The sequence below is a fragment of the Neobacillus sp. DZ-9 genome, from assembly GCF_059587065.1.
Window position 1 is genome coordinate 188,630 of record NZ_JCAIOL010000006.1, and the last position, 11,077, is coordinate 199,706.

The following is an 11,077-nucleotide window of genomic DNA, read 5'->3' on the forward strand; positions in this document are numbered from 1 at the left end:
TCGTCATTTCTGGAATGTTAATGTTTTTATGATGACAGGAACAACATCGGATTCGAGCACTTGGCCTATATCCAAATAGTCCCCATTTTCAACTTTAATTTGATCAATACAAATGATGGATTGCACCGGAGCCTTCCGCTTGAGTGTTTGCCCGAGAACTTTTGCATAATCCCGGTCAAGCACAAGGACCAATGGCTGATTTTGATTCGGTTTTTGTTCCATTGCTTTGAGGATGAATTCAGCAAATTCATCGATTTCACGGAATCTTAAGTAAGGCAGCTCTGAAAAATAAACCGCAAAATTCTGTCCATCACGCTGCGGGTCATAGAGATCGAGAGCTTCCTCAATCCGCATGGATAATTGGTTTATTTCCGTTTTAAAATCAGCCTCGAATCGAATCTGGTAAACCGGCAAGTTTTTCATCGGCAATTTATGATGATCAACTTCAATGGTTGCGCCGCTGATTTCAGTCGTTTGCATTCCGGCGCCCAACACTGTGGCCCGAACCGTTTCCTGCGGCTTTACCCAAGTCCACTCCGCAAGACTTGAGCTTTCCTTTAAGGAGGCGGCTAACATCAACCCGATATCATCGTACCCGTCTGTCAGTACGGTTCCAGTCTCATGCCGATAAATGCATTCACTTATCCCGCCTGAGAACATAATTGCCTCAATATCTTCCACCCAGTTTGGTTCATGACCTAGCAGCAACGTTAGATCCTCGTTTGTGAGTGCCTTTTTTAACATCCGCGCAATGACATCTGCCATAAAATCGGTTACTTGTTTTATCGCGGATGGATTTTGGGTTTGCCCCTCCACCATCCTTGAATCCCATTGTCTCAGTAAATTCTTAATTGGCGGAGAAATACTCTGGATTTTATTATCGTTACATTCAATTAATCTGCCGCCTACATGAAGCGTACAGGTTCCACAAAGTCTGCCAGATTTATAAACGGCCACATTGGCGGTACCCCCGCCGATATCGATATTGGCGATAACCTTCCCCGTATCTTTCGAATATTCATAGGCGCCCGATCCCTTAGCGGCAATTATTCCTTCTAAGTCAGGACCAGCTGTTGCAACTAGAAACTCCCCAGCCTGGTCAGACAGCTGATGCAGCATGACTTCTGCATTTGACTTTGTGGCTGTTTCACCCGTAATAATCACTGCCCCCGTTTGAATATCCTTCGGTTCAATACCCGCTTTCTGATATTCCTTTCTGACAAGGTCTTCGATTTTTTCAATATCAATCGTGGTTGGTGAAAGCAGCGGTGTCCGGTAAATCGGGCTGCGATGGAGGACCTGTTTGTCAATGATTTCAATTCGCGGCACATGGGCCCCGCCAGCCATATTCATTAACGTGAACCGGCTGATTACCAGCTTAGTAGTACTTGTACCGATATCGATTCCCGCACTGATCATTTCTTCTTTTTGCGGGCCTTTGAACTTCATCTCAACTCCCCCAAAAAACAAAAAGCGCCCCTAGTAAACTATCCCAAATTGGATAGTTTACAAGAGGCGCCATTGCCATTAAATTCATTTGTATTCATAATATAAATTATTTTCTGGATATTGTAAAGGTTTTCATTTAAAAAATAACAAATTCGGATGGATTTCCTTCCAAATACTGCTTCATTTCCTGTGTCGAACGAAAGTTTACCAGATTCCGGATCTCCTCTATTCCTTCATTTTTTAGGGAAGAGGTAATGGCAATCGGACCTTTGGTTACGATTACCTTTTTTAACAAAGAAATGGCTAGTTCAACGTCAGCCTGGTCTGAATCACTTTTTGTCACGACCCCTATGGGGATTTTATTGATACCGCTGCTGAATCCTGGCGGGAAAATCATTTTCTTCTTGGTCGCATCCTGTAAATACAAGACATGGGTCACTTCTAATGCCGTTGCCATTATATTTTTATAGTAGAACGGGTTTTCACAATATTCTCCTGGTGTATCTACAATCCAATCATAATAAATCAGGGACTGCGTTTTGACAGCAGGCACTTCCCGGCTAAGCAATGCATTCGTTAACGTCGATTTTCCCGCCCCTATGGAACCGATTAGCATGGCTCGGTTCTTTTTCGTCATCAGATTTCCTCCTTTCTTAAAATTCTATTTTCTGATTCTATGACTTCGTGATCTCCGCCGGGGTATATTTCAGCGTATTCTGCAAAAAACGGTTGATTTCCAGCATCGCCATTTCCACTTCTGAAACATTGCCGACAATCACAAGACTTCCGGTAAAGCGATCCAAAAATCCTAGCTTGACATTCGCCGATTTGGTGGCTAAATCTCCGGCAATAATCACCGTCTCACTTGGGGTCAGCGTCAATATCCCTAATGCCCCAGCCTCCTGGATCCCCAGTTTTTCAAACATATCCGGGTCCGGATTTGCAATAATATGGCTTAAAGTGACCTGTTTCCCTGGAACAAACTCCTGTATAAACCGTTGTTTCTCTTCGTTCACGACAAACCCGCCTCTCAAATTAATAAAAAAATGCCTAATAGATTTTATTTTTATAAAAAATAAAATCTACTAAGCACCATTGCTTCAGCTATTCACTTGTAAACTAACTTGGGTACTTCAATATAATGTACTTTGCCACTTTTTCCAATGGCATTTGTTTTTTCATGCTGAGGTCTCTCATCTTATTGTAAGCCATTTCTTCCGGTAAATTCAATTGTTTCATTAATATTCCTTTTGCTTTTTCTACGAGCTTTCGGTTTTTCAGTTCCCGATTCATTTCTTCTACTTTTTCTTTGTAAAGAATCGCATTTTCAGCCTGCTTCAAAGCAATTTCAACTGCCGGAATCAAGTTAGCCTCCGAAATCGGCTTTACAAGATACCCTAAAATATTTGCTTTCTTCGCTTTTTCTATATATTCCTTTTGACTATAGGCCGTTAACAGCAAAATTGGGATATTGAATTTGTTAGAAATAATCTCACTGGCCTTTAAACCGTTCAGCTTCGGCATTTTAATATCCATGATCATTAAGTCAGGCTTAAGGCTGTAGGCCAATTCAATTGCTTTCTCGCCATCAGCTGCTTCCGCCACAACATCGTAGCCCGCATCCTTTAACATGAGGGAAACATCCAATCGGACGAGGGACTCATCTTCCACTACAATAATTCGCTTTTTCATTCTTTAAACCTCCCTCTCAAGGGGAAATTCGACGATTGCTTCCGTTCCTTCCCTTGTTCCTTCCATGGAAAAATGGCCCGATAAATCGTGTTCAACCATCATTTTAACGATATCAAGTCCTAATGACGGCTTCATGGAAGGAGTATAGCCTATTCCATTATCTTTTACGAGGACTCTTACAGCAGAAACCTCCTCCTGGATGACTACATCAATTTGGCCCTCAGTCATCTCCGCAAATGCATGCTTCACACAATTTTGGATTAATTCATTGATAACCAGAGCAACGGAAACAGCTAGATTCGATTTAATCATCATCTTTGGGCCTGAATAGTTGATCGAAATCAATTTTCCTTCATGATCTTCACTAAAGACCAGCATATTCCCGATTTTTTCTATTAAACTAACAAGTTCTACATCATCCTGATTTTCAGAATTAGATAAAATGATTTCATAGACAGAGGCAATACTTAAAATTCGGTTAAGGCTCTTGATAAAATGAAACTTGCTTTCTTCGGGGATTCCTCTTCGCATTTGCAGCCGAAGAAGACTCGCTACCGTTTGCAAGTTATTTTTTACGCGATGATGGATTTCCCGGATGGCAACGGTCTTTACGGTAAGCTCCCGCTCCTTTTCGCGCAGCTCTGTTAAGTCTCGGAAAATGATAAACGATCCGCTATTTTTCTCATGCTGCACAAGAGCAATTTTTTTCATTTGAAAGACTTTATTTTGAATGATGATTTCTTGGACCACAAGTTCATCCGGCAGCCTGCATATTTCTGCAAGGTTAGGAAAATAGGAAGTAAAAAGATTGCCGTTTTTACATTCCTCCGAACACATTTCTAAAACAAGATTCATCGCAGCAGGATTTGAATATTGAATCCGTAAATCTTCGTCAATGATGAATAGTGCTTCCTCAATCACTTCTGGGATAAAAGTACGATTTTCAGCCATTCCCAATAAGAGTTCGCTAAGCGTCTCATTCGCTTCTGTTAGCGCTTTCAGTTTGTTTTGATTTTGGAGCTTATCACTGTTGTCTTTCTCCATGATCAACGCGCCAATCACCTGGTTATGGATTCCAACAATCGGAACAACACTTTGTTCGACTTTTTTCCCTTCCTGGGTTAAGGCATGATTGAGAAAAAGCGGCTTACCTGTCCGAAGCGCATAAAAAACAGCAGGCTCAAACGTTTCGTAGGCAAACTTTCCGACCACCGGATTTTTATAGACAGAACTGGCCGTTGCAGGTGCTGCTTCTGCCACCACTATAGCATGCTTTTTTTCTCTTGTTTGACAATCGACAAACACATTTGCTTGATTTAAATCTGCAATTAATTGCAGGTTTTGAACCACTTCTTGTATCTTTTGTATGTCTTGTCCCGATAGGTCTGTGTGAAGCTGACATAGAGTTACTACGGTGTTCATCTCAGTTTTAATCATGTCATAGCCCCAATCTTTTTATCTTTAAATATATAAAAATATTTTATATATCATTTATCATAGTGTCAATCTTCTGTTTTTTCACAAAAAATGGTTCACCCCATTATACTCCACGCTAAAGAGGGGTTGCCGCTGCAACCCCAATGTTAATTTCTTATATCTGATATTTTAATAGGAAAGACTTATTAACGAATTCTAGCCTTGCGAAAGCCATCTACTACATTGATAGCTGTCGATATTATAAAGATGAAAATTCCACCGCCAACGATCCAGGTCTTAAATTGATTAGCAGTAATGGAAAATAAATCCATCATATACATAATAAAATCCTTGCTTAGTAGATTCGGGTTTATTACCATTACTATAAATACAATAGTTTGAATGATCTGAAGGACAGCATTGGATATTGCCATCCGTTTCTTCCATTGTCCCTTTATCAATTTATAAAGGGATAATGCTATTTCGAATGCGATCATCATAACAACGATTGGCCAATACTGAAGCAATACCTCTTGATTGAAAGTTGGAGTCACAAATATAAGACCGTCTTTACCTCCTTCGTATACACCTACAAGATGACTAGCGTAAAAATAAAATGTCGCCCAGATCGCAGTCCACATTAATCCTCCAAATACTTCGAACTTGGAAATAGCTTTTTTCTTAGGGATATACGGGATATTTTTCAAATCATCTGGAGTCCATTTTTTAAGGCTTGCTGTTAGTGGCTGCTCTTCTTTTCCTTTATCTGTTCTTTCTAAAATCGCAAACACAATGGTTAGCCAAAAGAATACTTGGATCCCTACTTCAATGATTCTCCAAATTCCTTCACCAAAAAGTCTTAATACAACATTTATTACCGCTTCTTCCCCGCCATATCCGATAAAGTATTCGGCAATCATCGAGATTAACGAAATGACAGCAGCAATCGGTAATATCATTTTCAACAGTGTGATATATACATCAAAATAGCGAGGACCAATAAGATACATGGGCCGATCTCGATAACCACTAGCGAAAGTCACTGGACTTCCTAATTGTTCAAGAACAGCCTTTATATCTTTTTCACTGTAATCATCAGGCAGCATATCCTCTATGGTTGAACGTAATTCAAGTGCAATATCCTCACGATTTTTTTCAGGCAGCCTTCGAGTAACTTCCTGAATATAAATCTCAATCAGATTCATCCTCTTCCTCTCCCTTTAATAAGTTATAAAGCTCTTTTGAATTCTTAATCCATTCCTTTTTTACCTGTAAAAATATCTCTAACCCATATTCACTTAAAACATAGTACTTACGGGGTCTACTCTCAGATGTATCCCAACTACTTGATACCAGCTCCTGTTTTTCTAATCGGCGAAGCAAAGGATATAGGGTACTTTGATCAATGGCAATTCCTGATCCCTCCAATAATTGAACAAGTGAATATCCATACTGGGGGGTTCGTAATTGACTTAAAACCGCTAATGTCAACGTTCCTCTCCTAAGTTCTGTCGTTAATGAATCCAATAAATTACTCATTCACCCACCTCATTTTTTATTACTATATGTCATACAGTATTTGATTTATACTATGTATCATACACTATTGTTGTGACGAAATCCATTAAAATTTGGAAATATTTACAAATAAAAAAATTAGTAAGTAAAGGACATAAAAGTTGAAATAAAAAGAAACCGCAATTTAGATCTGTCTAAAATGTGGTTTCCTAATATTTTTTCTTCCACATACCTCTGTAAAAAAAATGTTTACACCAAGTTTCGGAGAAATTAACAGCTAGTGTTGGCCGCTAATTCTCCTTCCAGCCATAATCTTTTCATATGGGAATTTGCGTCCTGAAAATCAGGATCGGTAGCGTATGCAGTTGGTATTACATTTCCAAATAGCTGTTTGTATTTTTCCTCAACTCGATCCATAAATAAGCCTCCGGTTTAAGTTAAATTCCTTTTATTATTCCAAAAGATAGTTAAACATGATGCTTTAAAAATTTATGCTTAAAAAAATAAAAAAAAAATTTATCTCTAATCGGTTCTTTTTGTCTACTTGTTATCACAGTAGTGAATTTTTCGTCACATAATAACAGGCTAACTGGTTCCATTAGCATGTTATTGTTTCTATTAGTCTTAATTTTTTTTTAGTAAGGAGGAAAGCTTAAAAAGTAAAAAGCCTTAAAACGTAAAAATGTACGTTTTAAGGCTGTAAACTCTTAAACTTACTTCATCCACTAATTGACTCATTAATTCCACTAAGTAAATAGATTTCGAAATTTTTGATAATCCAAAAGCTACAGCAATAATATCTGTTTCAATAAATGAACGCCCGGTCAAACAGCTCTAAACCCAGTTGTATCAAAGATAGAAAATAGGTCAAAAAAATTACCCATTGAGGGCAGCTTTACCAACCGTTTTTGAATATATGAGCCCCACTAAAAATGCTGTATATAATCCATACACTGATTATTGCACCTACAACAATAGCTCCCCACTTAACAGGTTTCTTCATTTCGTCCCTCTCTCTTCCAGTTTATAGGATAACCTTGTGCTAACGATTGAATTAAATATGTGTAACTTTAAAATAAAGATTGATAGAAAACTGCCTTCAATCCCATATACACCAACAAATAGAAAACCGTTAGCTCGAAAAAAGATTGTTCAAAATGACGGTTTTCCATTTGATTAAAAATAAATTGTTTATAATAAAATTTCACAATCTTGTTTTCGAAATATTATTCATTTGTTCAAGATTCCTTTTTCTACACTCTAATTTTTTTTAATATCTAAAGTCGATTTTTCAAAATTCTTATTTTCAATTTTTTTCATTTCTAAAGCCAATTTTTGTTGTTCTAATTCCATTTCTTTGATTGTTAATTCATGTTCAAATTCCATTGTTTTTCTTTTAATTTCATATTTTCTTTTGTTTTCATAACCATAATAAATGAGACAAAAACCTATAATAATTGTAAAGAAAAGCCAAAATTCCAAGAATTTCACCTCATTTTTAATTTTGCATCGTTTAATCTAATATCATTTAAGTTATCTAACATAGCCAGGACTATAATGGTTAATAACAATTTCTGTATCTTAAGCTTACCATAAAATGAAATAAATTTGGGTTATATTCCCAAAATTCATTTTGAACTAAGCTGCTTCGTTAGTTGATATCAACAAAAATAGCCGCCAAATCGGCGGCTGACTCTTTAACTCTTGCACCCGTTAGCTTATGTACACTTTTTCACAAACTCATACAAAAGCCCCGTTAAATTACGATCCCTTTTTTTCAAATAAAGCCTTGTTTGTACTGCTTGTTTATATTACTCAAAGCTCAATAATTGTAATTACATTTTAGGGGCTTCCATACCTATCATAGCCCATTCCTCTTTTGATGGACCATAAAGACCAGGAACTGTTAAACCTGCTTGACGCATAAGAATTGTCATTTGTCCTCGATGGTGAATTTGATGTTGAATTAAAAAAGATAAAATCTCTCCCTTTGACATTTTTTGCCCAAACATATCCTGTACTTCTCTAAGACTGTTGTCAGTCCACTGTTTTTTTACTACTTCAACCAAACCATTACTTGCTTGTTGATAGCTGTCAGAGATGAACTTTGCTGAAGTTGGAACTGGATAATCTTGATTAGGAGAATCAAAAGAAAGGTCTGTTCGAGATGTCACAACGCCAATTGCTGTTACCGTATGCCAAGCAATTCGACCTAACGTCCAATTTTGAGGTGTTACTTCCTGAGATAATGATTCATCAGTAAGTTCATTAAGGATTTTCTGAGTAGCGTCTGCTTCGTATTTCCATAATTTAAAGAAACCATCTAATGTTTGAAACATATTCATCCTCCTCACTTAAATACTTCACAAATATATTCTACACTCTCAAAAAGATGCCTGCTCATTTAACAAAAACCACTAATTTCTTCTGAAATATCTATTCTAGATAATTGTAAAATTCTCAATGTACTAATTTTGCATTCCTTTAAAAATGTCATTACGGTATTTACATATGCTGCTTCAACAAGATGATATTCACTTAAAGTAAATTCTTTTCCACCAATAATTTTCCCAATTTCAGAGGGACAAGTCCATTCTACTTTTAAAGTATAATACCCCTCTTCATCTCTGAAATCGGGATTGTATTTTGTTATTCGCCATTGATAATTTATTGGATTTGGCATTAGAACCACCCCCTTTAAAAATTATACTTGGACCTTCAACTTTTGCTTTCCGTTACTTGAATAAGAAGCTTATCTGTTGCAAGCACCTTTATTAATTTCACTTAACATGAACTAAATTGCGTTATTAAGGAGCTTAGGAAATTCGCCAAGCTCCTATTTTTCATCTAATCTGTTTTTAATATCAAAATCGTGTCGTGTAGATACACTTTTTGACTTGGTTTTGTATTTTCATTGTTTAATAAAATCGTACCGTTCTTGATTTTTCGGATGATTTCAGTTCTGCTTAATCCTTCTATATGGCTGGCTAAGGCTTGATCTAGGCGAAAGCTCCCTTCCACAACGGTAACTTTAAATTCAATGACTGGTTGTTCCTTTAATCCTTGCATGGAGAATCTCTTGGTCTCTATTTTCGTTTCAAATTGAGTGGGAATAAGGTTTTCAGGAATAACATGGTCAGAATATGACTTGTAAATATCGAGTTTCTTGTTCCAAGTATGGTTTTTAGGACATTTAAAAATAGCAAACTGATAAATGTATTTTCCGTTCGCATTATGTCTCCTAATCGTTGTATCGGAAAAAACGGTTACCTTTTTGCACATCTTACAATGTCTTCTTATGGTATCAGCTTCACGTTTTTGAAGTAAAACCATTGGCATTGTTAGTATTTCCATCGTTTATCACCTCGAATAATGATTCGAGGAATACAACTCCTATTTGAAATTTTTGCAGTATGCACAACAAAAAAAGGTCCCCAAATGGCAGGAGAACCTTTGAACGCATTGTCTTATAAACGTAACAGACTGCAGTTCGCTGTATTCCTTCTGTAATGGGATGTAGACAGACTTCTCCCGTAGTTAAAAAACCGTAAGTTTTTTACATTTGAGAAGTTATCCAATTGTTTTCCATTACAGAGTAAATGATGGCATACAGGTCACATGGTCCTTTCTTTCAAACAGGATATAAAAATTTTACCATATTTTACACTTAATAACTATATTTTATATAAATTTCTTAACTAAATCCCTAGTTGAAGAACAAAAAAAGAAGGTATTTCCGCTCCAATCCCTTCTTGAAGTAAAGCCCACAGTTAGTTCAACAAGAAAAAGCTGACAATCATTAATTGATCCTCAGCTCCAACACCAGTTATAATAATTACAAATTGTCAAGTTGTGAGCAATACGTGATGTGATGCCAATTGAGAGATTGCTAATCAATGCAGCCCAATTAGAGTCCCCCTTATTGTTTTTATTTCATCCCAAGATCTTGGTCGATTCTCCCAATCGCTGCTCGTGCGCGTTCTCTTAGAGTCACTAGTTCTGTTTGGACACTAAGCATCCTCCTAAGCTTTAGTTCCATCATCTCCAGGTGGTCATCGAGGATTCCTAAGATATCAGTTAATTTTCCCCTTTGTTCTTTTGGATCTGATAAATTTCTAAATTCCACTTTCTGACTTTCTAATATGTCTTTGAGTGAAATGAACTGCTGTAATTCTTGCAACGTAAAGCCCAAAGCTTCTTTCGCAATAGTTATCCTGTTTAAAAATTCAACATGTTCCTGTCTATATAGCCTAGTCCCTCTTTCACTGCGTTCGGGGCATGGTAAAATACCAATCTCTTCGTAGTATCTAATTGTCCGTTTACTCAAACCACTTTGATGTGCTACATCATCTATTTTTAGAAACTGATCCATCAATAATCGCCCTCCTGTTAATATTATATATTATCTAACGTTAACGTTAAATTTACAATTTTCTTTCAAATGCTTTTCATACCTCTGATGATTATTAAAAATTGAATTTAATTGGTCCCTCCTGATTGCATTGGCACTTGCTCCACGCCTTCAATCCCCATTAATAATGTTCTGGTAATTTATATGCCTGTACTATTTCCTTCATAAAACACCCAATTTTATTGGATTAATTTCGACTTTATGTTCTAACAACGAAGAAATCATTTTTTTATCAAGTATATTTATTCTCGAACGTCATATATATTTAACGACGTTGACGTTAACGTTAAAAATCATAAAGGGAGTGTATATTATGTGGCAACTTTGGCTTACAGGATTGATTGGTATTTGGCTCATCTTTTCGCCATGGGTGTACGATTTCTCCAATAATTCAGGGGCAACGTGGAATAGTATTATTTTTGGAATTATCATCTTAATTCTATCAATATGGAGTGGCACGTCTAAGGATAAAAATAATAAATCCTAGTGGAAATTTGACCTGACAATAGCAGGGATGTTCCTGTAAACACCCTTCAGCACCCAGGGATATTTAACAAAGGCTTGTGTTAAAGTTCCTCCAGATTTCAATCT

At 36.8% G+C, this 11,077-nt stretch carries 14 protein-coding genes; 1 reads left to right on the plus strand and 13 read right to left on the minus strand.

Annotated features, from left to right (window positions below):
• Positions 1-3: 3 nt before the first annotated feature.
• From AC59HZ_RS18450 to AC59HZ_RS18510, 13 genes are all read right to left on the minus strand, one after another.
• Entirely contained in the window at positions 4-1,449 is a 1,446-nt protein-coding gene (locus tag AC59HZ_RS18450) for an ethanolamine ammonia-lyase reactivating factor EutA (RefSeq protein ID WP_496547255.1), read from the minus strand.
• Between the two features lie 136 nt (positions 1,450-1,585).
• The gene (locus tag AC59HZ_RS18455) at positions 1,586-2,086 is read right to left on the minus strand and encodes a EutP/PduV family microcompartment system protein (RefSeq protein ID WP_496547256.1); all 501 of its coding nucleotides are present in this window, start codon (positions 2,084-2,086) and stop codon (positions 1,586-1,588) included.
• 37 nt (positions 2,087-2,123) lie between these two features.
• Entirely contained in the window at positions 2,124-2,465 is a 342-nt protein-coding gene (gene eutS / locus AC59HZ_RS18460; protein WP_496547257.1) for an ethanolamine utilization microcompartment protein EutS, read from the minus strand.
• A gap of 103 nt (positions 2,466-2,568) precedes the next feature.
• Entirely contained in the window at positions 2,569-3,141 is a 573-nt protein-coding gene (locus AC59HZ_RS18465; RefSeq protein ID WP_496547258.1) for an ANTAR domain-containing response regulator, read from the minus strand.
• Positions 3,142-3,144: 3 nt separating this feature from the next.
• The gene (locus tag AC59HZ_RS18470) at positions 3,145-4,578 is read right to left on the minus strand and encodes a histidine kinase N-terminal domain-containing protein (protein ID WP_496547259.1); all 1,434 of its coding nucleotides are present in this window, start codon (positions 4,576-4,578) and stop codon (positions 3,145-3,147) included.
• A gap of 185 nt (positions 4,579-4,763) precedes the next feature.
• A complete protein-coding gene (locus tag AC59HZ_RS18475; protein ID WP_496547260.1) occupies positions 4,764-5,762 on the minus strand; it encodes an HAAS signaling domain-containing protein in 999 nt (332 codons plus the stop codon).
• The gene (locus tag AC59HZ_RS18480; protein WP_496547261.1) at positions 5,749-6,096 is read right to left on the minus strand and encodes a PadR family transcriptional regulator; all 348 of its coding nucleotides are present in this window, start codon (positions 6,094-6,096) and stop codon (positions 5,749-5,751) included. Before AC59HZ_RS18480 ends, AC59HZ_RS18475 begins: the two co-directional genes overlap by 14 nt.
• 249 nt (positions 6,097-6,345) lie before the next feature.
• On the minus strand, positions 6,346-6,492 hold the full coding sequence (locus tag AC59HZ_RS18485; protein ID WP_496547262.1) for a hypothetical protein: 147 nt from the start codon (positions 6,490-6,492) through the stop codon (positions 6,346-6,348).
• A gap of 843 nt (positions 6,493-7,335) precedes the next feature.
• On the minus strand, positions 7,336-7,557 hold the full coding sequence (locus AC59HZ_RS18490) for a hypothetical protein (RefSeq protein WP_496547263.1): 222 nt from the start codon (positions 7,555-7,557) through the stop codon (positions 7,336-7,338).
• A 353-nt stretch (positions 7,558-7,910) separates the two neighbouring features.
• The gene (locus AC59HZ_RS18495) at positions 7,911-8,414 is read right to left on the minus strand and encodes a DinB family protein (RefSeq protein WP_496547264.1); all 504 of its coding nucleotides are present in this window, start codon (positions 8,412-8,414) and stop codon (positions 7,911-7,913) included.
• A 65-nt stretch (positions 8,415-8,479) separates the two neighbouring features.
• Positions 8,480-8,758: a hypothetical protein gene (locus AC59HZ_RS18500; protein WP_496547265.1), complete on the minus strand. Its 279-nt coding sequence runs from the start codon at positions 8,756-8,758 to the stop codon at positions 8,480-8,482.
• Positions 8,759-8,922: 164 nt separating this feature from the next.
• Entirely contained in the window at positions 8,923-9,429 is a 507-nt protein-coding gene (locus AC59HZ_RS18505; protein WP_496547266.1) for a DUF1062 domain-containing protein, read from the minus strand.
• A gap of 574 nt (positions 9,430-10,003) precedes the next feature.
• Entirely contained in the window at positions 10,004-10,447 is a 444-nt protein-coding gene (locus AC59HZ_RS18510; RefSeq protein WP_496547267.1) for a MerR family transcriptional regulator, read from the minus strand.
• Positions 10,448-10,799: 352 nt separating this feature from the next.
• Here AC59HZ_RS18510 and AC59HZ_RS18515 point away from each other — a divergent pair, with 352 nt between their 5' ends.
• The gene (locus tag AC59HZ_RS18515; protein ID WP_496547268.1) at positions 10,800-10,973 is read left to right on the plus strand and encodes an SPW repeat protein; all 174 of its coding nucleotides are present in this window, start codon (positions 10,800-10,802) and stop codon (positions 10,971-10,973) included.
• Positions 10,974-11,077: the final 104 nt, after the last annotated feature.

What these genes read in the sequence shown, in the direction of transcription:
- AC59HZ_RS18485 (WP_496547262.1), bottom strand. Translation starts at nt 6,492, where the DNA reads ATGGATCGAGTTGAGGAAAAATACAAACAGCTATTTGGAAATGTAATA.
- AC59HZ_RS18465 (WP_496547258.1), bottom strand. Translation starts at nt 3,141, where the DNA reads ATGAAAAAGCGAATTATTGTAGTGGAAGATGAGTCCCTCGTCCGATTG.
- AC59HZ_RS18515 (WP_496547268.1), top strand. Translation starts at nt 10,800, where the DNA reads ATGTGGCAACTTTGGCTTACAGGATTGATTGGTATTTGGCTCATCTTT.
- AC59HZ_RS18510 (WP_496547267.1), bottom strand. Translation starts at nt 10,447, where the DNA reads ATGGATCAGTTTCTAAAAATAGATGATGTAGCACATCAAAGTGGTTTG.
- AC59HZ_RS18455 (WP_496547256.1), bottom strand. Translation starts at nt 2,086, where the DNA reads ATGACGAAAAAGAACCGAGCCATGCTAATCGGTTCCATAGGGGCGGGA.
- AC59HZ_RS18450 (WP_496547255.1), bottom strand. Translation starts at nt 1,449, where the DNA reads ATGAAGTTCAAAGGCCCGCAAAAAGAAGAAATGATCAGTGCGGGAATC.
- AC59HZ_RS18470 (WP_496547259.1), bottom strand. Translation starts at nt 4,578, where the DNA reads ATGATTAAAACTGAGATGAACACCGTAGTAACTCTATGTCAGCTTCAC.
- AC59HZ_RS18505 (WP_496547266.1), bottom strand. Translation starts at nt 9,429, where the DNA reads ATGGAAATACTAACAATGCCAATGGTTTTACTTCAAAAACGTGAAGCT.
- AC59HZ_RS18480 (WP_496547261.1), bottom strand. Translation starts at nt 6,096, where the DNA reads ATGAGTAATTTATTGGATTCATTAACGACAGAACTTAGGAGAGGAACG.
- AC59HZ_RS18475 (WP_496547260.1), bottom strand. Translation starts at nt 5,762, where the DNA reads ATGAATCTGATTGAGATTTATATTCAGGAAGTTACTCGAAGGCTGCCT.
- AC59HZ_RS18500 (WP_496547265.1), bottom strand. Translation starts at nt 8,758, where the DNA reads ATGCCAAATCCAATAAATTATCAATGGCGAATAACAAAATACAATCCC.
- AC59HZ_RS18495 (WP_496547264.1), bottom strand. Translation starts at nt 8,414, where the DNA reads ATGTTTCAAACATTAGATGGTTTCTTTAAATTATGGAAATACGAAGCA.